Origin of the sequence: Bradyrhizobium ivorense, from assembly GCF_900696085.1 — a bacterium.
Taxonomy (GTDB): domain Bacteria; phylum Pseudomonadota; class Alphaproteobacteria; order Rhizobiales; family Xanthobacteraceae; genus Bradyrhizobium; species Bradyrhizobium ivorense.
The window spans coordinates 276,936-299,951 of sequence record NZ_CAADFC020000009.1 but is presented as its reverse complement, the minus strand read 5'-3'; the positions used below and the strand labels follow the sequence as shown (position 1 = coordinate 299,951).

At 59.5% G+C, this 23,016-nt stretch carries 16 protein-coding genes; 14 read left to right on the top strand and 2 right to left on the bottom strand.

Translation table 11 applies throughout. The annotated features are described in order from the left end of the window. Positions 1–4 precede the first annotated feature (4 nt). The 8 genes from CI41S_RS13785 to CI41S_RS13755 all read left to right on the top strand — a co-directional run bounded on the left by CI41S_RS13785 (position 5) and on the right by CI41S_RS13755 (position 14,913). Positions 5–1,333: an alpha/beta hydrolase gene (locus tag CI41S_RS13785; RefSeq protein ID WP_244626505.1), complete on the top strand. Its 1,329-nt coding sequence runs from the start codon at positions 5–7 to the stop codon at positions 1,331–1,333. 239 nt (positions 1,334–1,572) lie between these two features. Next, positions 1,573–2,670: an SIR2 family protein gene (locus CI41S_RS13780; RefSeq protein ID WP_172626803.1), complete on the top strand. Its 1,098-nt coding sequence runs from the start codon at positions 1,573–1,575 to the stop codon at positions 2,668–2,670. Positions 2,671–2,675: 5 nt separating this feature from the next. Further along, on the top strand, positions 2,676–4,595 hold the full coding sequence (locus tag CI41S_RS13775) for an ATP-binding protein (protein ID WP_172626802.1): 1,920 nt from the start codon (positions 2,676–2,678) through the stop codon (positions 4,593–4,595). After that, positions 4,592–4,801 (top strand): KTSC domain-containing protein, encoded by a 210-nt coding sequence (locus CI41S_RS44315; protein ID WP_172626801.1) that lies wholly within the window; start codon positions 4,592–4,594, stop codon positions 4,799–4,801. Before CI41S_RS13775 ends, CI41S_RS44315 begins: the two co-directional genes overlap by 4 nt. 441 nt (positions 4,802–5,242) lie before the next feature. After that, positions 5,243–6,556, top strand: coding sequence for a DUF2130 domain-containing protein (locus CI41S_RS13770; protein WP_139482233.1), 1,314 nt, complete (start codon positions 5,243–5,245; stop codon positions 6,554–6,556). 769 nt (positions 6,557–7,325) lie between these two features. Then, a complete protein-coding gene (locus tag CI41S_RS13765) occupies positions 7,326–7,568 on the top strand; it encodes a hypothetical protein (protein ID WP_139482232.1) in 243 nt (80 codons plus the stop codon). After that, complete coding sequence (locus CI41S_RS13760) at positions 7,565–10,036, top strand: AAA family ATPase (protein ID WP_139859657.1); 2,472 nt, start codon at positions 7,565–7,567, stop codon at positions 10,034–10,036. The genes CI41S_RS13765 and CI41S_RS13760 overlap by 4 nt, the downstream gene beginning before the upstream one ends. Positions 10,037–10,230: 194 nt before the next feature. Then, positions 10,231–14,913, top strand: coding sequence for a hypothetical protein (locus CI41S_RS13755; RefSeq protein ID WP_139859655.1), 4,683 nt, complete (start codon positions 10,231–10,233; stop codon positions 14,911–14,913). Between the two features lie 172 nt (positions 14,914–15,085). On the opposite strand, the gene CI41S_RS13750 is transcribed toward CI41S_RS13755, so the two are convergent. Beyond that, on the bottom strand, positions 15,086–15,283 hold the full coding sequence (locus CI41S_RS13750) for a hypothetical protein (RefSeq protein ID WP_139482228.1): 198 nt from the start codon (positions 15,281–15,283) through the stop codon (positions 15,086–15,088). Positions 15,284–15,933: 650 nt separating this feature from the next. Here CI41S_RS13750 and CI41S_RS13745 point away from each other — a divergent pair. Both CI41S_RS13745 and CI41S_RS13740 read left to right on the top strand, forming a co-directional pair. Then, entirely contained in the window at positions 15,934–17,919 is a 1,986-nt protein-coding gene (locus CI41S_RS13745) for a methyl-accepting chemotaxis protein (protein WP_139482227.1), read from the top strand. A 156-nt stretch (positions 17,920–18,075) separates the two neighbouring features. Then, positions 18,076–18,258: a hypothetical protein gene (locus tag CI41S_RS13740; RefSeq protein WP_139482226.1), complete on the top strand. Its 183-nt coding sequence runs from the start codon at positions 18,076–18,078 to the stop codon at positions 18,256–18,258. Positions 18,259–19,192: 934 nt separating this feature from the next. On the opposite strand, the gene CI41S_RS13735 is transcribed toward CI41S_RS13740, so the two are convergent. Further along, positions 19,193–19,378, bottom strand: a complete 186-nt coding sequence (locus CI41S_RS13735) for a hypothetical protein (RefSeq protein ID WP_139482225.1) — start codon at positions 19,376–19,378, stop codon at positions 19,193–19,195. Positions 19,379–19,524: 146 nt separating this feature from the next. Here CI41S_RS13735 and CI41S_RS13730 point away from each other — a divergent pair, with 146 nt between their 5' ends. From CI41S_RS13730 to CI41S_RS13720, 4 genes are all read left to right on the top strand, one after another. Next, positions 19,525–20,310: an enoyl-CoA hydratase-related protein gene (locus tag CI41S_RS13730; protein WP_139482224.1), complete on the top strand. Its 786-nt coding sequence runs from the start codon at positions 19,525–19,527 to the stop codon at positions 20,308–20,310. 121 nt (positions 20,311–20,431) lie between these two features. Beyond that, positions 20,432–20,644: a hypothetical protein gene (locus CI41S_RS43440; RefSeq protein ID WP_172626791.1), complete on the top strand. Its 213-nt coding sequence runs from the start codon at positions 20,432–20,434 to the stop codon at positions 20,642–20,644. Then, positions 20,557–21,777, top strand: a complete 1,221-nt coding sequence (locus CI41S_RS13725) for an MFS transporter (RefSeq protein ID WP_139859653.1) — start codon at positions 20,557–20,559, stop codon at positions 21,775–21,777. The genes CI41S_RS43440 and CI41S_RS13725 overlap by 88 nt, the downstream gene beginning before the upstream one ends. Positions 21,778–21,844: 67 nt before the next feature. Further along, entirely contained in the window at positions 21,845–22,996 is a 1,152-nt protein-coding gene (locus tag CI41S_RS13720) for a glycoside hydrolase family 88 protein (protein WP_139859651.1), read from the top strand. The last annotated feature ends 20 nt before the right edge of the window (positions 22,997–23,016 follow it).

Here is a 23,016-nt window from a genome sequence, read left to right as displayed (position 1 = left end):
ATCAATGGTCATGCTGACATCGCCAGATGAGGCTCAAGGCGGGCCGGGTCGGCTCGCCCATCCCTTTCAATGGCTGCGGACAATCCTCATTGTTCTGTTCTGCGCGCTCGCAACTGCTTGCGCGCACCAAGGTCCAACCGCGCAGCCGGCCGAGCCGCAGGTTAACAAAACGCATCAGAAACATGGGAGCGCTTTCAAGGGATACGGCTACCGCCATGGTCCGGGCTACTACCACTATGGTGCGCGGTACCGTCACCATGCCCACCGACCGGCAACCGGTGAGGCAAGTGAGGAAGCGCCTCCTGCTCCGGGAGGAGAGGTGGCGGCCAACAAGATCAAGGGCCTGGTGCCGGTCTACTTCGCGACGAATCGCGTGGTGACGGGCGGGCCCGCTCTGGAGTTGAGCCAGATCTCCTATGGCCGGGCTCCTGCCAACACCTTCGGCTACGTGACGGTGAGCATTCCCATCGTTCACAAGATGGGCGAGGTGGAAACGCCCGGGACGAGCTGGTTTGGACTGCGCAAGGAGGCGGAGGATGATGGAAAGCACTTCCGAATTCAGAAGCTGAATCGTCTCTCTCGCGAAGAGTTTGCCTCCGCTATCGCCAATCCGGCCGACAGCCTGATGCTCTTCGTGCATGGCTATAACGTTGCCTTCCCGGATGCTGCTTTCAAGGCGGCGCAAATCGCATTTGACGCCAACTACAAGGGTCGCGTCATGATGTATTCCTGGCCGTCCAAGGGCGGACTGCTCGACTATGACTACGACCGCGAGAGCGCGCTCTATGCGCCGGACGGTCTGTTCGATCTCCTCCAGCTGATCAAGAAAGAGGGGAAGGTCTCAAGGATCATCGTAATTGCCCACAGCCTGGGCAGCGAGGTGGTCCTGGCCGCGTTGCAGCAGGCTGCGCTGAGCCAGACGACGCTCGGGGTTACTGAACTGATATTCGCAGCTCCGGACGTAGACCGCGATCTTTATTTGGAGCGGGCGAACCAGATCAAGTCAGCAGCCGGCGCCGTAACCCTTTACGCATCTTCCACCGATCGCGCCTTGCTCGCCTCTATGAAGAAGGCGCAATCCAAATCCAGAATGGGCCTCGTGACCGGAAAAGGGCCGACTCTCGTGCCCGGCATTGAAACGATCGATGTTTCCGCCATCGGCAGCGACATGTTCGCTCTGAACCACAGTACATACTCAACCAGCCGCGCAGTCCTCGACGACATAGGCCGGATCATCTCTTCCACGGCGCACCTTAAACCTCCCCAGCGCACGCCCACCCTGCGCTCCATGCCTGACGAGCTCAACACGACCTATTGGATGTATCCTTATTGAGAATTATCGCGTGGTCGGCTTGCGAGAGATCGTTCAGCGGGGTGACGTGTCGTTCTTAACGGTTGCAATCTAAGTATTAGACAATTATTGCAAGAACAAAATTGGTTCGAGACATAGGAAGCAAGACAATGGCATTCGGGCACGATGCCCATCAGTGTGTATCTCAGCTCCGGCAAACGCTCGCAGCAGACAAGCTCCCGATTGGGTTCTTCTTGGGGGCGGGCTGCCCGTGCGCAGTGATGGTCGACGGCGATAAGGGGATGTCGTCAATTATCCCCGACATTCGAGGTCTCACCGCCCACATTCACGAAGTTCTAATCGCGACGGACGACGCGAAAGAGGCGTATTCAAAGCTCCTGGAGCTATTCAAGGAGGACGAGATTGAATCGCCTAACGTTGAGCTAATGCTCAATCGTGTGCGGCAATTTCGCGAAGTGGCCGGAAAGGTGGGCGTTAGGGGGCTTTCGGCTGATGAGCTGGCAGCGCTCGACCGGCATATCTGCAAGTCTATCGGAGCGAGAGTGAAGCGATCTCTTCCGCTTGATTGGACGCCGTATCATTCGCTAGCGGAATACGTGGGGCGCCATCGCTCCCCATCGACTGAGCTCTTTACAACAAACTACGACATGCTCCTTGAAGAAGCCCTCGAACATCAGCAGGTGCCGTACTTTGATGGATTTGTAGGCTCGTCTCGTCCCTTCTTTGATCAAAAGGCGATTGAGGACGGTGAGGTGCCCCAGAGATGGGCTCGTTTGTGGAAGCTGCACGGCTCCATCAACTGGCGTTTCAACAGAGCCTCAAAGGTTGTGGTGCGAACCGACCGCGAAGACGCCGGTGATGAGCTCCTCATTCATCCCTCGCACCTGAAGTACGACGAAAGCCGGCGAATGCCTTATCTGGTAATGGCGGATCGGCTGAAAACATTTCTGAAGCGGGGCGAACGCCCCGTTGCCCTCTTCATCCTGGGATATTCATTTGGAGACGAGCACATCAACGAGGCTCTGATCGATTGCCTGCGCTCCAATCCGTCGGCCGCGTGTTTCGCTGTCCAATACGACGCTCTCTCGCGCTACCCCGCCGCAGTGAAGCTTGCGACGGAGAATTCAAATCTGTCTGTCATGGCAAAGGACCGGGCCGTCATCAGACGGCGGGAGGGCGGTTGGATCATGACGCCGGCCCGAGACGCAGCCGCCCTGGCCGAAGTATTCACGGTCGGTGCGGAAGTCGCGGGAACAGACTCAGACGCGCCTCGTCCTTGCGAATTTGAGGTTGGCAACTTTGCAAAATTTGGAGATTTCCTGCGCCTCGTTTCCAGCACTGTGGGTGAACCGAGGTAACTGCAATGGCTCGAACAGATCCTACATTATTGGGAACAGTGGAAGACGTAAGCGGGGCGACAGTTCGGGTAAAGCTTGGAAGCGAGACGGTTTCTGGATTGAGCTTCATTGAAGGACAAAGCTACCGTGTTGGACAGGTCGGTGGCTTTGTTCGAATTCCGCTGGGGTTCGTGAATCTTTATGCCGTAATTTCACACGTTGGTGCGAGTGCGGTACCCGAGCGGCTGGCGGATGTGGAAATCCACGGCAATAGGTGGATGACCATTCAGCTTGTCGGGGAAGGTCAGCCTGGCGCTCGGTTTGATAGAGGAATCTCTCAGTTTCCTACAGTCGGTGACACCGCTCATCTGGTCACCGAAACCGATCTCAGGACGATCTATGGTCGGCCTAACGACTATCGCTTTGTGCAAGTCGGGCAGCTTGCGAGCGCCAGCAGCATTCCAGCTCTCATAGAGATTGATAAGCTCGTTACGCGACACAGTGCTGTACTCGGGACGACTGGTTCGGGAAAATCGACAACGGTTGCAGGCTTGCTGGCTGCGCTATCGGATCGCCGCCGCTATCCGTCGGCGCGCATCCTGGTCATCGATATCCACGGAGAGTATGGTAAGGCGCTACAGGATAGAGCCGCAATCTTTCGTATCAATCCCGATATCAGGAAAGGAGAGCGACCTCTCTATATCCCTTACTGGGCGATGACTCTCGACGAGTTGTTACCAATAACGCTTGGTACGATTGAAAACCCCGGCGATCGCGGAGCGATCATCGATCGTATCATGGCGCTTAAGCTCGAAGGGCTGAAGGCTCGACCGGCTCCCGGTGTTGATGCGGATACCCTAAGCGTTGATACACCCGTTCCATTCAGCATTCACAAGCTTTGGTTCGATATGCATTGTGACATGCGATCAACCCACGTCGAGCGCGACGGACAAGCTCAATCACGAGACACATGGGCGCTGGAGCTTGATCCGGCGACGAACAAGCCGGTGCAGGAGGGGAGCGCGATAAGAGGAATACCACCCCGGTTCCGCGCCGCAAAGGACATCAAGGGTGATGCTGAGAAGATAAGGCTGAGCCGGTCGCCACTATCGATCAGCCGGCAGATAGATGCGCTTGGCTCCAAGATTCGCGACCCGCGATTTGATTTCTTGTTGCGGCCAGGGCCGTACTGCCCGGCGGAGAACGGCAAGACTGAGCAAGATCTCGATACATTGCTGGCGGATTGGCTTGGCGACCGCAGTCCGGTCACCATTCTCGATCTGTCGAATATTCCACCCTCTATCCAGTCGGAGCTGGTCGGGGCGGTTCTGCGCATCGCTTACGATGCCCTGTACTGGGCACGAAGCATCCCAGAGGGCGGACGAGAGCGTCCGTTGCTCGTCGTCCTCGAAGAGGCGCATGTCTATTTGAACGAAAAGCAGATTGCCTCAACGGCGGTTCGCAGGATTGCGAAGGAGGGGCGCAAATACGGGATAGGCATGATGCTCGTCAGCCAGCGGCCAGCGGAAATTGATCAAACTATTCTCTCGCAGTGCGGGACCCTGTTCGCACTGCGCCTAAGTAACGCTGAAGACCGTAATCATGTGAAGGGTGCTGCTTCCGACAATCTGGATGGTCTCTTTGCAATGCTCCCCATCCTTCGAACCGGGGAGGCTGTCATCATTGGCGAGGCGGTGAATCTGCCTATCCGTACGCTCATTAATCCGCCGAGTGCCAATCGACGGCCCGACAGTTCTGACCCGAAAGTGGTCGTCGCTGGATCGGAAGCCGAGGGCTACGAAGGACCGGGCGGCTGGAATCAAAAGTTGGATCCGGCAAACTATTCCGAGGCGGTCGAGCTGTGGCGGCGCCAGAATCCGCGGCCGCCCAATGTTTTTGTTGAGGCAATTGAAGCAGACGTTTCTGAGACAGGAGATACGAAGTGAGACGAGATCAGGTGACTTCTTCGAACGTGGCTGAGATCGGTTACGATCCAGATAGTCGCATTCTTGAGGTTCTGTTCAAGACCGGTTCAGTTTATCAGTATTTTGAGGTGCCGCAGCAGATCTATGAAGAGCTTATGCGAGCTTCCTCGGTCGGAGGCTTTATGAACGCTAACCTGAAGGGGCGATACCGCTATGCCCGTGTGTGACAACAGGACAGAGGCCTCACCCCGCATGGCTCGCCCCATGGTCATGTGTGTCGGCATCTCGGGAGCAGGCGGCCTGTCAGGCCAGCCTGTCGATCCTGTCAGGCGGTCGCCGGCTCACAAAGGGCCATAAGCGATTTGGCGATAAACTGCGCTCGACCAAGTGAAGGATTGATAAGTTCAAGCCCAAGCCAACTGCAGACCCCTGGCACTTCGAGGTCCCTTCATGAGGAAGCTCTCGAGGCCGGACATTCCGGGGGGCGCCCCGTCAGACCGCTCCCAAAGCACGTCCTTTGAGCCCGGTTTCAGTGGAAAATCCGATCCGGATGTCAAGACGGTTCGACTGGAATGTGGAAATCACGGTAAACCGGGATCGCAAACTTGGCAAACTTGGCCGGATCACGTCTTGTCCGGCAATATAGCGATGTCCAAAGAGGTGGGGTCATGAACTTCAGAGCAGTCGCGGTCGGCGCCGCGCATGAGCCCACCTTGCGTTGCCCGAACTGCGATCACGAGATTCGGTTGACGGAATCCCTTGCCGCCCCTTTGCTTGCACAAACACGACGGCATTTCCAGGAGTTGTTGGCGACCAAAGATGCCGAGATCGCCAATAGGGCCGAGTCTCTGCGCGCAGAACGCGAGCAGCTCCTGAGGGATCGTGAGCAAATCGACGACCAGATCGCAAAGCGGCTTGCAGCGGAGCGTGGGCAGTTGGTGGCCGCCGAAGCCAAGAAGGCGCGCGAAGCCGCAGCAGCCGAATTGACGGCGCGCGCCGCGGAAGCGTTAGAACTTCGCCAGGCGCTTGAAGCGAATAATGCCAAGCTCGCCGAAGCGCAGCAGGCCCAGGCCGAGCTGATGCGCAAGCAGCGCGCACTCGACGAGGAAAAGCGCGAACTTGATTTGACTGTGGAAAAGCGAGTGCAAGCGTCCGTCGAACAGATCCGCTTACGGGCCAGGCAGGAGGCCGACGATGCTGCGCGGCTGCGGGTTGCGGAGAAGGACCAAACGATTGAATCCATGACGCGCACCATCGAAGAGCTCAAGCGGAAGGCTGAACAGGGATCACAGCAGTCTCAGGGGGAGGTTCTCGAACTCGAGCTCGAAGGTGTGCTTCGCGGCCGCTTTCCCGCCGATGTGATTGAGCCGGTCGGCAAAGGTGAACTTGGCGCCGACCTGGTACAGCAGGTCAATGGCACCATCGGCCAACCTGCCGGGGTGATACTCTGGGAATCCAAGCGCACCAAGGCGTGGAGCGATGGATGGCTTGCGAAGCTACGCGAGGACCAACGGCGTAGTGCCGCCGATGTGGCACTCATTGTATCGCAAGCGCTCCCGAAACATGTTGAGCATTTCGATCTGATCGACGGAGTCTGGGTAGCGCATCCTCGCTGCGCCGTACCGGTAGCTGTTGCTCTTCGTCAGGCACTTATCGATGTCAGTAATTCCCGCATGGTCCAGCAAGGCCAGCAAACCAAGATGGAACAGGTTTATCAATATTTGACCGGCACAAAGTTTCGGCAGCGGGTGGAAGCCGTGGTTGAGAAGTTCAACGACATGCGAGAGGACCTCGATAAGGAACGCAAATTCATGGGCCGCCAATGGGCGAAGCGCGAGACACAGATTCTGTCCGTAATTGACTCTACCGTTGGCATGGTCGGGGACCTGCAGGCAATCGCTGGTAAGGCTATGCCGGAGATTCCGAGCCTCGACATGCCGCTGCTGGAAAGCCGGATTGAACCCGAGCGGAAGGCTGGATGATCAGCCGATTGGATACGAACGCCAGTTTGTGTCGCATTTTGGGTTGCCTCAGGGCAACTGGTCTGAGGGCTTGGCTTACTCGTCTTGGTCCCGCAGCAATTCCTGCCTGAGATCACTTCGGCTTGGGATGAGATAGCCTGGCAGTTCGCATGCGCCGGAAAACTGCCTGACGTAAATGCCAGCGTCCGCGCTTGTTACGACAAGAATTACGGGTGCCTGACGGCGAATGCGGAAAAAGCGGCCGCTGGAGACAGCACAGGGTCGATATATTTTCCAGGGAACGCGATCCACCGGTGAGCCGATGATGTTTGAAGCGCTGGGCGAATTCAGTAGGCCCGTTTTTCCTGGAGTTCAAGACCAGCGCGTGCAAGCTCGACATCCAGATCGTCAGGCCTGGAAAATAGGCCTTGCCGTCTCCGGGCGGTCGCATCGCGCCGGCCGAGACAAGCGTCGCCGTTATTCAAGCGGAGCACTGCGCGGGGCTCGACCGCGCTCGTAATTCCAAGATGGCAGCGCGACGTTTTCCGCGAATTGACGCATGACGGAATGGTGACGACGGGGCGCCGGGATGTGCTCCCAAGATTGAAGAGGTCGCGCAGAATTCCGTACGGAAAGTACCAAAGACGCGCTGTTTGCGGCGTTACTAACGCGCTACTCGTGTTGAACGTCCAGCCCGTACTCGCTTACGTGCGCGAGACAGCGGTAACGAAGTCTTGCGGTTCCGTTATCGACGAGAGATGACGGAAGATGATTGTCTGAGGGATATATATTGACCAGTAGTGAAATTGTTTTCGAGATCGATGACAGCAAAACGGTCGATCAGAATATCTCGGCGCTCTCGGTCGCGCTCAAACAGATCGACGATCCTCTGGCGGACGTCCTGTCGGGCGCGCTTTCAAAGCTCAGCCTGGAAATCGCCCTCGATCAGGGTACGCTCCTGGATGCGCTATACGTAGCGGGCGCGCCAATTGAATCCCAGGAGACCCCCTCTGAGGAAGGCGCTGCAGAATGAGTGGCTGGTATCTTCAGAAGATCTCCATCGAAGGCTTTCGCGGCATCAACAACGAGGGTGCTCCCCTTGTTCTCAAGCTCAAGCCCGACTGTGTCAACTCCATCTCCGCGCCGAATGGTGTCGGGAAAACATCGATATTTGATGCGGTGGTCTACGCGATTACCGGTCGCGTTCCCAAGCTCGATGATCTGCCCGCGGCCGAAAAAGGTCCGTCCTACTATCTTAACCGCTTCCATGCCGGTGGTGTGGGAACGATCACCCTGACCCTTGCGCCTGCGGGTGGCGGCGCCGAGGTCGATGTGACTGTCCGGCGCAACGGCGCAGGCGGGCGAACCGTTACGGCTAGTCCAGGTGCAGACGGAAATGCGATTCTGGCGGACCTCAATCGCGAGTTCGTTCTTCTCGATGGGAAGACATTTCAGGACTTTATCGATCTTGCGCCGCAGAAGCGCGGCCGATCGTTCGCCGGGCTGCTGGGCCTGAAGCGATATTCGTCATTACGTCAGGGGTTGGCCTCGCTTACAAATACGAAGGCCTTCAACAATCACTTCGGCGTGGCGGCCAAGGAAGCCAGGCAGAGCAGCGCGGTCGTGTCTGTCCAGCGTGCCCGGAGCAACATCAGGGAGGCCTTCACGGCGCTCGTCGGTGACGAGTACGATCCGGCAGAGGCTGAGGCGACGATGCTCGCGAAGGCGCATTCCGCCCTCAGTGGTATCGAACTGCTCAAGCCGCTATGCGAGGGCAAGACCTTCGAGGAGATCGATCCTTCGAGTTGCGTAGATGCAGCGAAAGCCGCCGAAGGTGGTGAGGCCAGAGCAGAACTCGCGAAGATCCTGCGTGAGGAGGCGAGGTGGTCGGAAGCTGTCAAGGCCGCGCCGAGCGAAGCGGATGCCAAGCGCCTGGTGGAGTTGGCCGAGGCTCGTGACACCGCCTTGAAACTCACTCAAGGCGATCTGTTTCGCCAGCTCTATGGCGTTAGCGAAGCTATCCTCGCCGATGACGATTGGGCGGATAAGTGCGTCTGTCCGACATGTGATCGATCTGATGCTGTTTCGGTCCTCGATCACGTTCGCCACAAGATCGCGGCCTTTGAGGCCGTGGAGACTGCCTCTGCCGATCTGGCTCGAGAGTGGACCGAAAAAGGCTGGAATCAGCTCGACGAGTTGGAACGATTGGGTCACCAGGCAGATGAGCAAGCCCAGCTCGCCGACGCAAAGGATGTTGGATTGAAGGGCGCCCTCGATGGGGGGCGCGCGCGCGCAGTGACGGAATGGCTGAAGACGCTGACTGATCGTGCAGTCGCCCAGGTCAAGCAGCTCACCGACAGCAAAGTCGCCCTGGAGAAGGGCCTTCCCGAGAAGCTCACAGCCGTCGTGGAGAAGGCTGAGGCTGCACGCCGTCTGCAGAGCAATTTGTCCGACCTGCGCGCTGCCTTGGGAGAACAAGCGACCGTCGCTGCGGAACTTGCGCGAATTGCCCGGGTCAAGAGCTTCCTTGACACGGCGAGCTCATGCTTCGCCAGGGCCGAGTCCGCCGCGAGCGCGCGCCGGCTGGCCGCGATCGAACCCATTACGCGCGATATCTTTGCAGCGATCATGTACACAGATGTCGTGCCAGCCCTGAGGAAACGCGCCGGGAGCGAGGATCTTTCCATCTCGCTTGCTCAGTTCTGGACGCTACCTGACATCTCGGCCCAAGCCGTCCTCTCCGAAAGCTATCGTAACGCCTTTGCGATCAGCGTCTATTTGGCGGCCGCCTCCCTCTATGGCGGGGGCGCCAGGTTTCTGATCCTCGACGACGTAACGTCGAGCTTTGACTCCGGGCATCAGTTCCATCTGATGAACGTGATCAAAGGACAATTTGCGCGCCCCGGCGTCCCTGATGGCCCCCAGGTCATTCTGCTGAGCCACGACAAGGTCCTGGAGAAGCTGTTCAACACGAATGCCAACGAAGGCGGCTGGTGGCATCAGTGCATTCAGGGGACCGCGCGAACCTCGGTCCTGCCGCAGTCGGGCGCAATCCATAAGATCCGCGATGCGACTCACGCTTTTCTTGATACGGGCAACACTGACGATGCTGCTCCCCGGATCAGGCAGTACCTCGAGTTCAAGCTCGAGGAGGTCATCTCGCGGGTGGGCATTCCCGTGCCAATCGGCATTGCCTTCAATGATGACAGGCACATGGCGAAGAACCTGATCGACGCCATCAAGGCAGCCGTCGACCTCCACGATGCGGCTGGCCGCCTGGTCCTGGAGCCCGCCCAACTCGCCGGCCTTGGTACCGCGGTGGCAACCATCGTGAGCAACTATCTCTCGCACTGGTCGACGGGTCAGACCCACGCCTTCACGGCACCGTCCCTGAAAGGCGTGATGCAAGCGATAGAGAATTTCGCCCTTTGCTTTCAATTTCAGCATCCGGCAGGCTCGAATCAGTACCGCTACTACCGGTCTCTTAGTCAAAAGATTTGAGGGGGCGGCGCTTCGGGCCCGGGTGCAAGATTAGGTGGTCGAGCTCGTCAAATCGGCGGTCCAGGAGATTCAGCGCGTCCTCGCCGCGAGGACGAGCTGCCTTCGATCGAGCGGGCCCCGGAGCAGGAGTTTCGTTGCGCCACTGGCGCGATACAGTACCCCTATCGCAGTCCAATTCGTTGTAGGCGATTGTCATGTCACCGACTCCCGACGAGCTGTCCCATCAGAGTAAACTGAAATCTGCGCTTCAGGCCGAAAGGAGTCCCCACAAGCTGGAAAATCTCGCGGCAGGGCTTGTGGGCCGCTTGCTCGGCGTCTCGATTGCGGTGGCCAAGTCGGGCTTCCAACACGGTGGCGACGCGGGCGCGGTCGGCCAGCAGGATCGCCGGTTCCGGCTGGAATGTAAGAAATATGCCGATGATACCAGCCTGAGCGATCGCGAACTCCTCGGCGAAATCGATCATGCCCTGGCACGCGACGAGGCGCTGGAGGCGTGGGTTCTGATTGCCACGCGCAGCGTTCCCGAGCAACTCGCCCAAGACCTGGTGCAAAAGGGCGAACGGCTTGGCATTCCCGTTCTGATCATCGACTGGAAGGACCACGAGGCCGCGCCGCTCGCTGCCCTGTGCGCGTTTGGGCCCGACCTCGTCAAAGCCGAGTTCTCGGAGGAAGCGGCCAATCACGCGCAAGCCCTGCAATCCGCCATGGGCGAGGCCATAGCCACCCTGCGCCGAAATCTGCAGGTCTGGTCGCTTGGCTTCGAAAGCCTGCGATCCGCATCGCAGCGCAAGCTGCAGGGCGTCTGGACCTCGCATCGTGTTTCGAATGCCGAATTGGGGCAGGATGCGGCAGGAGGTGCTCAGTCAAAGAGGGTGCGGCGTCAACGGGTTCACGATGCGCTGGATGCCTGGTGGCGGGGTCCTGCAGTTAGCGACGCGCCGGCGGCGATCATCGGTTGGGACGGAGTCGGCAAGACCTGGGCCGCGCTCGACTGGCTGACTGACCGGATGCGCGAACTGCCGATTGTCCTCATTGTTCCCTCTTCCGCGCTTGCCAGTCTGGCCGCGACCTCGGAATCGACCCTCAGGCGTTTTTTGGCTGAGCGTCTTTGTGAGCTTACCGGCGCGCGCGATCCCGAGCATTGGTTGCGTCGGCTTAACTACCTGCTCAAACGGCCGAGGGAAGAGGGACCGGTTCTCACCGTACTGTTCGACGGCCTCAATCAGGAGCCCTCGGTTCCGTGGTTGACGCTGCTCAAGGCTGTCCAGGGATTGGCCTTCGAGGGGCGGGTGCGTGTGATGCTGAGCACGCGCAGGCATCACTTTGAAGACAAGCTCTCGAGTCTTCGCGGGCTTGTGGTTGCAGCGGTGCCTGTGGTCGTCGACGTCTATGATACCACAGCGGGCGGCGAACTCGATCAGATGCTCGCCTTCGAAAACCTCACGCAGGCAGAATTGCATCCCGACCTCATTGAACTTGCGCGCACGCCGCGCTTGTTCAAGCTTGTCATCCGCTTTCGCGATCGGCTCGTGGAGGCAGGCCAGGTCACAGTCCATCGCCTGCTATGGGAATATGGGCGCGACACCTTCGGAGATCGCGCCGGCAAATCCTTCAGCGAAAATGACTGGCGTGCGTGGCTCGCCGAAATCGCCGGGCGCTACCGCGGCGGTATTCAGGAGTTCTCACTCAAGAGCCTCGGCGAAACGGCAAGCCGGCCCGATCTTTCCGAGCGGGAGGTATATGCTCGGCTGAGCGACATCATTGACGGACGCTTCGTACGGCCGGGGCCGTCGGGCGCCATGCAGCTCAGTCCGACCGTCGTCGCTCACGCGCTCGGGGCCGCGCTACTTGCGCATCTCGATACAATGGGCGGTGCGACCTTTGCGGCGGCCGAAGCCGAGGTCACGCAATGGCTGGACCCGATCGCCGGTCTTGATCAGCGCGCCGAAATTCTCAGGGCGGCAGTATCGATCCTCGTCGAGCGCGGCGGACCCTTCACAACCTCCATTCCAGGCGTTCTGGTTACGGCGTGGCTGCAAACCCAGAACGTCACCGACGGCCACCGCCGAGAGCTCGCCGGCCTGGCACCCAGTATACCCGACGCGCTTCTCGACGCGGTAGAACAGTCGGATGCGCATGCACAGGCATCCGCTCGGATGTGGGCTGTCAACGCACTTCGCGCTATCCCGCGCGAGAACGGCCCGCAATTGACCGCGATCGTGGCGCGAGTCCGTGCCTGGTTCTCCATTGTATCGCGCGAAATCGACAACAGGCCGGACGCGAACGCCGATTCCGAGCGGCGTCGAGCGGAACGTTATCGCGGCCGTGTCGGAAACGATGCGTCCGGTCCATTGACGGTGCTGGGCGTCACGCTTCGTCTGGTCGACCGCGACGATGGCAGGCTGCAGGCTGCGGCGCCCGCGATTGTCGAAGGGTTCCCGCTATCGAACATCCTGCCATGCCTCGAAGCCATAGCGCTCGCTTCGGCGGTCCGCGGACGCGCGGATGGCTGGCAAGGCCTGAAATGGCTTTGCTATTTGAATGAGGTCGATCCTGAGCCTACAGCTGTTGCCATCCGCGGCCTGTCTGAGAATATCCGTTCGCGCGTGCCCGAACCCGGTATTCATCCACAGCTGCCTGCAAGGGCCGCTGCTCTCCTGCTCTGGCTTACCGGGCTGGAAGCCGACGAGGAAGGCGCCGCCAGACTCGACCCCGGCATCGACCGGCACTACACTTATGAGAAAGATTATCTACCAAACCCGGTCCGGAGTTTCTTTGCCCTTGAACGGCGGCACGCCGGCATTGCGCTTGGGGATAAGGCGCTATCTCTTCACGTGCGCCTGCAGCGTACAAGCGAGCTTTGGCTTGATCCAACCTTTCAGCCGCCGCTTGACTTCATCGAGGAATTGCGTCTTGCAGCTGCCGGGTTCGACGTGACGAAGCTCCACCGGGCGATGGGGCGCACCGCTGAAGAATTGTTCTTCGAAGCGCTTCGGCCGGCGCTCGCACGATGCGCGCCGGACATTCTGGCCGCGTTGCTACGCCGCAAGATGGAAAGCTTCGCGTCGTGTCCGTCCGAGTCACGCTATTGGAGCGCGGTTAACGCCAGCGAGGCGTTCATCTTGACGGGGGCGGCGGAGGCGTCCGCAGCGCAGACCTTGCGCCTCAGCGCCCACGAAGAGGACGAGAATAATGACACGTTCGCGGCCAGCGAGTTGCTCAAGATCGAACTGCAGTCCCTCGATGATGCGCAAAGTCAGTTCGATAGGGTAATCTCGGCCGATCTCAAATTCATCCCTTCCGATCTTGCGGAGCTCGTGCGAACGCCGTCCTCCGCGGACGTTGATGCTCTCATTGAGCGGTATGGCACGGCGCCTGCCAAGCCGCGGCATGATCTCGTGCTGCTTTTATCGGCTCACCCGGGCGGCTTCAACGACAGCGCCTGGTCGTGGCTGACAGGTTTGATCGGCGAACCCGATCATGAGCTGGACGGTGTGCTGTTTCGCATGCTGACCTTGGCCGATGCCGCTCGCTTTGGTCGCTATCTCGCTGCAAAGGCTTGGAGCTGGGCTCCATCGGCTGATATCTGGATCAACCACTATGGCACCGGCGCACTCATCAGAGCCGAACCGGCTCTGCCATTTGACCAATTGGCGCCGCGGCTTGCGCCGTGGCGGTTGCTCGAAGCGGCGCGCTTACGTGGCGCTGATCCCGCTGAGGTGCGTCTTGCTGCCGAGATCTTCGGTCTTGTGTTGGCAGCCAACAATCTCGCCGAACCGGATCCGGGGTCGATACTCACGATCGACCGTACGGAGGAGAGGTTCGCACCGTTTTTCATTTCCGCGGAGCCAAGGCCAGGTCCCGAAGAACGAAACAACCCGGCTGCCTCGGGCAGCGCTGCGCTCGATATCGATGCGCGCATCAAGGCTTATGAACGCGCGGCAGAGACCGCAACAGCACGCATCGAGCAAGCCAGGCAATCAGGCGCCAGCCTCTATCTCACCGGCGTCGACGCCGTCGATCTCGATCCTGTGATCGAGCATGCCTCCGACATGATCGATCGCTGGCTCGAAGGTTCGCGTGAGATCAACACGGATTTCCGCAGGCGCGTGCATCTTGCCGAAACGGCGTTTCTTGCACTCTGTGAGGCGCTGCTCATTCGAGATCCCAGTCGCGGTACCGAGCTGTGGCGCGCATTGCGCACGACCGTGGCAACGCGCTACGTTGGGCCAGCTGGGCTCGACGAGTTGTTGCACATCGTATTTCGCGTTCCTGATTCGGAACCTGTAGCGGAGCTTCGCTGTGAACTTCTGAGTCTGCCGTTTTGCCATTCGGACCGGAAGCTCTCCGATATAGCTGCTGCGGCAGCGTACAACGGCAAGTCGGCCTGGATCGCCGATATGGCTGCTGCGGATCGCGCATCGCCGTTGGCGTGGCGTCAGCGACGTGGCGCGCTGCTGGGCGGACTCGCCACCAGTCATACGCTTCCTGTCCCCGAGGCCTGGCCTGAAGGCCGGATGCGCACAGATAGTGCCGATCTTCGCCGCAAGGCCGCCCGGCTTCGCTGGCGTGAAGCCTGCGCCCACCACTGGTGGCAGGCCTATCTCACAGCTCAGGATCCGGTTAAGGCCTATGCGGCTTGGGTCCTGTTTCTGTGCTCGGCTGACGCGCGCGCATGGAGCTGGATGCGTACTGTCGTGAAGCGGCGGGATGAGAGTGACAGCTTCTTCGCATCCAAGCTTGCACATATGCAGCTCAACAGAGCAGAGCTTAAGCGAGCGATGGACAAGGTCTTCGAGAAAGGCGACAGGAAGTTCCTTGATCACGACATCGTGGAAGGAATCGGGCCATGGGCGAACGGGAGCAGAGTCAACTAGGTGTTGCCGCGGGGTAGTCAAGCGCACCAATCATGCAGCGATACTTCCTTCGAGCGATGCGAGGTCTCTCGGGTGTGGTTGAATTCCCGTCGGACCGGCGCCATTCTTTCAATCTCAACTTCATTGCAGCGGGTCCTACCGACGCGGGTGCAGATTTGAGGCGCATGGCAGCCTACCAACTCGGGTCGGAAATATCGATAATGAAGGGAAAGCTGGCTGAGACCAAAGCATCGAAAGCACGTTGTTCCTCACACAGGCGTCGCTCGATAAACTGGCGATCGAGCACGGCGAGGTCTGTTTCAAGCAGGCGGCGATAACGGTAGATCCGGTTGCGGTGCGTGCGTAGGGCGGCCAAGCTTTCGCTGATCATCGTGAGACCCGTATCCGAAGGTTGATTATTCCTTTCGGTGTCTTTCTGGAGTGAAGTCTTTCCACGAGGGCGGCCTCGAGAAACCAAATGCGTCTATAGCGCATCAGCTTTGTACGCAGCGTACGAGAGCAGCGTGGAAGGCGCTGCTTGTAATACTGAGCGGAGAGCAAGGTGCGTGATCGCAGTGAATAGATGCAAGGCGAGCCTTGCACAAGGCACGACCATAAAATGATTCGATTGGGTTTCGCTTCCGTCAAAACCAGGCCAACGCAAGTGAAGATCTATCAGCCCCACATTGTGACGCTTTGGGTATGGGCCGCCAACTGCGTGAGCGCATGATAGCGGTATCGATGTCTTGCGCCGTTTCACGGCGGATTTTGTCTCAGGCTCGCATCTTTTCTGCAAAGATGATCGATGAGCCGCACATCGCGGGCATGCTGTTGCAATAGCCGGAGATTGCTCGTCGTTCACGTCGATCAGAACGTACAGTGCGAGTTCAGATTTTCGAAATCAATCTGACCTATTGAGCCGGTCATCATCGACCGAGCGAACCAGGTCAACAACTCCCGTCTAGCCAATACTGACCTACGTCTGTCGGCGCCGTGTTCACCAACACGGCCACCGGGGCACGAACTCTTTCAAGGGGTAACATGAGCGAAGTTGTGACGAGGAACGGCAGGCCATCGAGGCGTTTCCGCATGGGGTTGCGCAGCCAAATGGCACTGCTTGGGATTTCCGGGGTCGTTGTCACCGGCATGATCTGCGCCGGCGCTCTGAATTACGCGCGCCTTGTTCAGAGCGAATCCAACGACAGCAACAAATTCAAGGATCATGTCGCATCACTGTCACAGAGTTTCCTGGAGGCGCGACAAATCGCAAACGACTTCCTCCGCAAACCAAGTGATGTCTTGATCAGGAACCATGCCGACAATTATGAACGGCAGCTCGCAGACCTCGGTTACGTTGAAACATTTGTGACGATGTTGCCCGATGGCGACCCGCTCAAGCAGGTGACGTCCCTGCGCTCGGTGATCGGTCTGTATGCAACGCGCTTTCATAACGTTGTCTCCGCCCAGCGCAATCTCGGCTTCAATGAGAATGAGGGATTTCAGGGCAAGCTGCGCAATGCCGTTCACGACGTCGAGCAGCGGCTGAAGGAGCTGAACCAGCCGCGCCTGACCACCTTGATGTTGATGATGCGCCGGCACGAGAAGGATTTCATCCTGCGCGGCGAGGACAAATATGGCGATCAGCTGGTCGATCAGGAATCGGTATTCGAAACCGCGCTTGCTCAGGCCAACCTGCCAGAGGAGGCGAAATCCCGGATCCTCGAACTGATCCGCGCATACAAGTCGAGTTTTGTTGCGTTCATGGTCACGCAGCAAGCGCTGAACGACCAGGTGGACGATCTTGGACAGATCTACGACCGTGTCCGTCCAGCGCTCGTGAAGATCATGGCCGCCGCCGGGGCGCGTTCGCAGGTTGCTGAAGTCCGTGCTGAAGAGATCCGGCAGACGCTCATCTGGGTGATCGGACTTTCAACGGTTCTTGTGGGGCTCACCGCACTCCTGTTCGGCCAGCGCATCGCCAAAACAGTGGCTTCGATGACGGCAGCCATGCGCCAGCTCGGCGAGGGGAGATTCGATGTGGTTTTGCCGGGACTTGGCCGAAAGGATGAGCTCGGCGAGATGGCCGAAGCGGTCGAAATGTTCAAACTGAAGGCCCGCCAGAAGGCGCGGGCCGACGTCGATGCGAGCGCCGAACTGGATCGTATCGCCGCCGAGCAGCGCAGGGCCGATATTGCGCGGCTCGCCTGTGAGTTCGAAAGCGCCGTGGGCCAGATTATCGGCGCCGTCTCATCCGCATCATCAGAGCTCGAAGCGTCCGCGCGCAGCCTGACCGGCACGGCCGATCGGGGCAGGCAACTCTCCGTCGAGGTTGCATCTTCATCGGAGGAAACCTCCGCCAATGTTCAGCGCCTCGCGGACGCAACCGGCGAAATGGCGGGAACCATCGCCACCATCGGCCGGCAGGTCGGCCAGGTGGCCAGTATGTCCCACGACGCGGTCCGTATGGCGCAACTGAGCGACCAGCGAATATCCGGTTTGGCCGTCGCAGCCGAGCGGATAGGCGGCGTCGTTCAGCTGATCGCCGCGATCGCGCGGCAGACAAATCTGCTCGCGCTGAACGCCACCATCGAGGCTGCACGCGCCGGAGGCTTCGGCAAGGGATTCGCAGTCGTCGCGCAGGAAGTGAAATCTCTCGCGACGCAGACCGCCCATGCCACCGCTGAGATCAGCGAACACATCGGCGGGATACAGGCTGCGACACGCGATTCGGTTGGGACTATTGCTGAAATTGGCGGCCTCATCGGACGCATCTCGGAGATTGCGGGGACCGTGGTGGAGGCGATCGGAAAGCAGGAGACGACCAGCCAAAGCATCGCACTCAATGTGCAGGAAGCAGCAGCCAGGACGACGCTGGTGGCAGCAAGCGCCGGTGAGGTCACCAAGGGCGCCAGGCTGACCGGAGAGGCGTCGGTGGGCGTGCTAAGGTCAGCCGAACTGCTGTCTGAAGAAGGCACTCGGCTGAAGCGTGAGCTGGACGACTTCCTGGCCAGGATCCAGGCGGCGTAGGTTGGGGAGGCCGAGACCGAAAAGCTCTCATCCGGACCCGCATGCGAATTGCCTACAGCCGCTCTTGGTGATCCACAACGGCTGTTGTGTCTGGCAGCTTCCCGCCGACACAGGCTAAGCAGTCTTTGCGCTGAATCCAATATGAGACGAAACAAGATGGTTGCTGCCGCCCGCAAGATGCCGACTTCAGGCTTCGCGCTTGAAGTCGACGGTCTATTGAAAACCGAGTTTGTTACCAAAGAGGGCGCCAGGGCCGGCGGAGAAGAACTGAAGAGACGCTTTCCCAAGCTTCAGGTCAGGATCTATGACGCGCAGACGCATGCGCGTGAGGACATCTAGATCCTCCGATTCAAGCCTGGGACACTTCTTCCGCTTGGCGCGTGCGGCCGATGCCGCAACGGGCTCTCCTGAACCGAGCCGCGCAGCGTCTCGGCCATGCGGGTTCGATCCCTCGCGCAAAGATCTATGGAGCTCCTCGCCGGGGGCACTCGGGAAAGGGGCCCGCCGTCATGGCGTATGCCGGCGTCGCTATCACTGCCCCGTTCCCGGGTACCGCTATTAAACCGGTCTCGTCGCTGCACTCGGACCCGCGCGCCCTTCGGGTCGCTATGCTCGCGCTCTCCGGGTGCCATTTTCTGTTAAGGCGATGCGCCATTGGCGCACGCCGGAACGGGGAAGGCCCCCCTCCTGCCCGAGGGCGGGATCCCGGGTGTTCATTGTCTTGATGCGCGAGGCTCTCGAGAAGGTGGGAGCTAGTTGCCGTCTTGTCGTGCCGGACGAACGCCAGCACTCCAGGCATAGGGAAGTGCCTCGCCATTCAATCTGCCGTTGTTGACTGGGTGGGTGGCGTTCCCGGGCGACAACTCGCTCAAAGTCATCGAAGTGATCAAGACGCACACCGAGGCTCGCGACCGGTCGTGCCACTGCTGAGCAGACGATGCCCGGGCTGGTGGAGGATGTGCGGAATCTGTTGCCACGCTGTGGAGGTTGATAGTAGCCGACCTGCTGGTCGTGAGGCTTGGCGCGAATTGACCGAGCAAGGTATCGGTGCCCACGCTTGCAGCCTCCAGCACGCAGTGAGGCCGCCGAATGCGCTCACCCTAGCTAGGTTGGTGCCACCAAGCCGAATTCTCGCAGCGCCTTATGCTGAGCGGGCGGAAAAACCTGCGATCAACGCAGCTGGGTTGCCCGAATTGCGGTGATCGCTGGCAACAGCGCCAAGAGCAGGAAGCCTGTCAGTAGCTTTGCTGTTTTATTAAGCCAATGAGAGTCATCAACTCCATGGGCCTTGAGCGGACTCGAAGAAGGATTCCACAAACCGCAGCCGTTTCTTGTCCATCGGCGTGACGATGTATGTCCTGAAATCGATACTGAGCTCGTCGATCGGTTTGCCGCCCCATGCCGTGCTGACCACGAAGCAGTTCTTCTCCACTTCGGTAACCGCGAGGGCAGAAGTCATGGATGACTTGGCTAATCGCTACTTTGCTCGGGACATCCTCCACGAGACGGCACGCGCAAATATGCAACGCTTCCTTCCGAAGAAGACCCTCGGCGCCTAGCCTCCGGGTACATGTAAGGCTCTTCGGGTTGTTTTCGAGGAACGATATGAACCACGCCACGCAGTCCCTCATCGTCGTTGAGAGGCCAGATCCTGCCATATTCCTGCTACGGCTCAATCGACCACGACAAAGAAATGCACTGAATGCGGCCCTGCTGGGTCAGCTGGCTGATGCGCTTCGCGCAGCTCGTTCCGATGAGGCTGTGCGGTGCGTAGTTCTCAGTGGCGATGAACATGCTTTCTCCGCTGGTGCTGACATCAAGGAGATGCAACAGCGCGGCTTCGAGGCGCTGAGCGATCCGACACGGCAGGATGCTTGGGATATCATCGCCGGCTTCCCCAAGCCGCTCATTGTGGCCGTTCGAGGCGTGTGCCTGGGCGGCGGCCTCGAGCTTGCGATGCTCGCTGACATCCTGCTGGTGGCCGAAGACAGCGTGCTCGCGCAGCCGGAAATCACCATTGGAATCATGCCTGGAGACGGCGCTACCCAACGGTTGACGCGGATCGTTGGCAGGTCCCTGGCCACGCAGATGGTGTTGACAGGTGAGCCAATCAGCGCGGAACGGGCGGTAGCTGCGGGACTTGCATCCGAAATGCTGCCGGCGTCCGAGGTGCTCGGGCGCGCGCTCGCGATAGCGCGCACAATCTCGACTCGTGCGCCAGTCGCTGCGCGGCTAGCCAAGGAATCAATTCAGGCGGCCTACGAAACGCCACTGTCGGCCGGCTTGGCAATTGAGCGCCGCGCGATCCGATACGCATTCACCACCGACGATCAAAAGGAAGGCATGGCTGCCTTCCTGGAAAAGCGACCACCAGTGTTCTCCGGACGTTGACGGGGCGCCGAACTCAGATCCTCTCATGACTTAGCGGTCGTCCGCATCGCGGCAACGGGCAAAGCGGCGCGATCGAGCCAGAATGTAAACGTTTTCATAATGACAAAACCGGAGGAAATGAATGACGACCATTGTTGAACCCCTCGCTCCAGCAGCACCGCAAACCATGGCGTCAGGCACGCCGCACGAAAAGCAAGTTGCCACCAAAAGCATGACCATAGCTTTGGGCGGTGGCGTTGCCCTGGAATGGTACGATTGGACGGTCTACGGGATGATGGCTTCTTTTCTGTCGCCCCTCTTCTTTCCTCCAGTGACCCGACGACCTCGCTGCTAGCCGCACTTGCCGTGTACGGCGCTGGCTTCTTCGCACGACCGGTAGGAGCAGCGATACTTGGTCCCATTGCCGATCGTATCAGCCACAAGCGGGTGATGATGATCTCCGTCACCGCGATGGCATTGTGCTCGCTACTGATTTCAGTGTTGCCTGGTTACAAGGAGCTTGGCGTTGCGGCGGCCGCAATATTGCTGCTCGTTCGGCTCATCCAGGGGCTCGCCACCGGCGCCGAGGCGGGGATCGCCAACGCCATTGCGATCGAACTTGCACCGCCACGTGAGGAGGGACGATACCTCGGCCTGATCAGTGGCACGTTTATCCAACTCGGTGTTTTCGCATCCAGCCTCGTTGCTTTTCTCGTAAGTGCCTCGGTGGCTTCCGAGACGATGCACGAATGGGCCTGGAGGCTGCCCTTTGCGGTCGGCGGGGCGCTCGGCCTGCTGATCATCTATTTGCGCAGCAAGCTGCCAGAAAGATTGATCAGGCACGTCATGCATAGCGACGAACTGTCCCGCACTCAGGAGACCACGGGTGACGTGTGGAAGACGCTCTGGAGCGTGCGGCTTTCGTTGCTCGCCGTCATCCTGGTCGTTGGAGCGGTCCAGATCGCAAACTACGCTTGGAATGCTGGTTTGCCCAATCTGGCGAACGGCGTGTTCAAGGAGAACAGCACCTGGGTGTACGGCATTACGACCCTAATGGGCGTAATTTGGATCGTCACGGCACCCTTCGTGGGCGCCTTCGCAGACAAGATCCGCCCCTCGCGCGCGTTCACGCTGCTCCGGCTGCTCCTCGCCGCCTGCTTCTTCCTCACGCTGATCTATTCCGAGAAGAGCATTTCCACGTTCTTCTTTGTTATGGTGTTCGGAGGCGCGCTCGTCGGCTTCAACATGGCTCTCTACAACTTCATCGCAACGACCCTCATGCCGCGCGCGGTGCGTACGACAGGTATCGCTGTCGGGTATGCGCTCGGCGTATCACTGTTTGGTGGGACGTCACCCTGTTTGCTGGTGTGGTTACAGCATGCGCAGATGGCGTGGATGTTTCCCGTCTATGGATCTGTGGTCGCCGTGCTGAGCGTGGTCGTTTATCACGTCGCAAAGAAGCGTGGTCACGTCTACATCGGCGACTGACGTAAAGCTCTGTCGCTGCACAATTCCGGATTTGCCTCGAGCCAAAACAGGCATCATAGGAGAAAACATGTCGAGCAACGACTTTTTCGCTGCGCGCGAGCGCATGCTGACGCGCATTGCGCAAACGCGGGATGCTTCTAAAGCTGGCCTCCCACACTGGGCTCGCGCCGCGGATGGAACATGGATGTTCACGTCGGATGGTGATTGGACCGGCGGAGCCTTCGTCGGCGAACTCTGGCTCGCCCATCTCGCCGATCCGAAGCGCTTCCCTATATCCGACGCGCGTGATGCCTTGACCCGAATGCTGCCTCGAGCCCAGCTTCGCACTGCATTCAAGGGTTTTGGGTTCTACCACGGTGGTGCAGTTGGAAGCATCCTCTTCGGGGATGAAATGGCACGCAATGCAGCGCTTACGGCAGCGCGGTCGCTTGGGCAGATGTTCGACCCGAAACTGGGCTTAATCCCATTGGGCCAGGATGCGGAGGAGGCTAACGCTGTCGGTACAGCCGAAAGCAGCATCGACTCCCTCCAAGCCACGGGCCTGCTTTATTGGGCCGCGGACCAGCTGGCAGACTCGCACCTGGAGGACGTCGCAAACGCTCACATGCGGAGAGTATTGGACATCCATGTGCGACCCGATAACTCAGTTATCCAATCATCCACACTCGACCCGCAAACCGGTAAGGTGCTGAGAACGCACACGCATAAGGGGTACAGCGACGTAAGCACCTGGGGACGTGCGCAGGCTTGGGCGATGCTATACACCGCTCATGCAGCGATGGTTCGTCCGAAGCAGCCCTTGTGGCGCGAATATGCAGTGCGCGTGCTGGACTGGTGGATCGACCACGTCCCGGCGGACCTGGTTGCGTACTGGGATTTTGACGATCCAGCAATTCCGAGTACCAGCAGGGACACTGCGGCCACTGCGATCGCTGCAGCAGCGTCCTTGCGACTTGCGTCCGCACTCGGACCCACCGACGGCGCCAAGTATCGAGAGTTCGCAGAACGTACCGCAACCCAGCTGGTCTCGGGCTACCTGACGCCCACCAGCTCAGGCGACCAGCGTCCCATCGGAATGCTCACCGGAGGATGCTTCACCCGGAAAGCCTTGGCGCGGGACATCGACACGGCGCCCGATGCAGAACTGATATTTAGTAGTTACTTCTTGTTTGAGTGCCTTGCAGTTTTTACCGGCCTCGTGACCGTGGGACGGATCTAACCCATCCGACCTATGTTCGC

Excerpts from the sequence above, each read along its gene's own strand:
- CI41S_RS13730 (WP_139482224.1), top strand. The coding sequence starts at position 19,525 with ATGAACCACGCCACGCAGTCCCTCATCGTCGTTGAGAGGCCAGATCCT.
- CI41S_RS13770 (WP_139482233.1), top strand. The coding sequence starts at position 5,243 with ATGAACTTCAGAGCAGTCGCGGTCGGCGCCGCGCATGAGCCCACCTTG.
- CI41S_RS13775 (WP_172626802.1), top strand. The coding sequence starts at position 2,676 with ATGGCTCGAACAGATCCTACATTATTGGGAACAGTGGAAGACGTAAGC.
- CI41S_RS13760 (WP_139859657.1), top strand. The coding sequence starts at position 7,565 with ATGAGTGGCTGGTATCTTCAGAAGATCTCCATCGAAGGCTTTCGCGGC.
- CI41S_RS13740 (WP_139482226.1), top strand. The coding sequence starts at position 18,076 with ATGGTTGCTGCCGCCCGCAAGATGCCGACTTCAGGCTTCGCGCTTGAA.
- CI41S_RS13725 (WP_139859653.1), top strand. The coding sequence starts at position 20,557 with ATGGTACGATTGGACGGTCTACGGGATGATGGCTTCTTTTCTGTCGCC.
- CI41S_RS13735 (WP_139482225.1), bottom strand. The coding sequence starts at position 19,378 with ATGACTTCTGCCCTCGCGGTTACCGAAGTGGAGAAGAACTGCTTCGTG.
- CI41S_RS13720 (WP_139859651.1), top strand. The coding sequence starts at position 21,845 with ATGTCGAGCAACGACTTTTTCGCTGCGCGCGAGCGCATGCTGACGCGC.
- CI41S_RS13750 (WP_139482228.1), bottom strand. The coding sequence starts at position 15,283 with ATGATCAGCGAAAGCTTGGCCGCCCTACGCACGCACCGCAACCGGATC.
- CI41S_RS13745 (WP_139482227.1), top strand. The coding sequence starts at position 15,934 with ATGAGCGAAGTTGTGACGAGGAACGGCAGGCCATCGAGGCGTTTCCGC.
- CI41S_RS13785 (WP_244626505.1), top strand. The coding sequence starts at position 5 with ATGGTCATGCTGACATCGCCAGATGAGGCTCAAGGCGGGCCGGGTCGG.
- CI41S_RS43440 (WP_172626791.1), top strand. The coding sequence starts at position 20,432 with ATGACGACCATTGTTGAACCCCTCGCTCCAGCAGCACCGCAAACCATG.
- CI41S_RS13780 (WP_172626803.1), top strand. The coding sequence starts at position 1,573 with ATGGTCGACGGCGATAAGGGGATGTCGTCAATTATCCCCGACATTCGA.
- CI41S_RS13755 (WP_139859655.1), top strand. The coding sequence starts at position 10,231 with ATGTCACCGACTCCCGACGAGCTGTCCCATCAGAGTAAACTGAAATCT.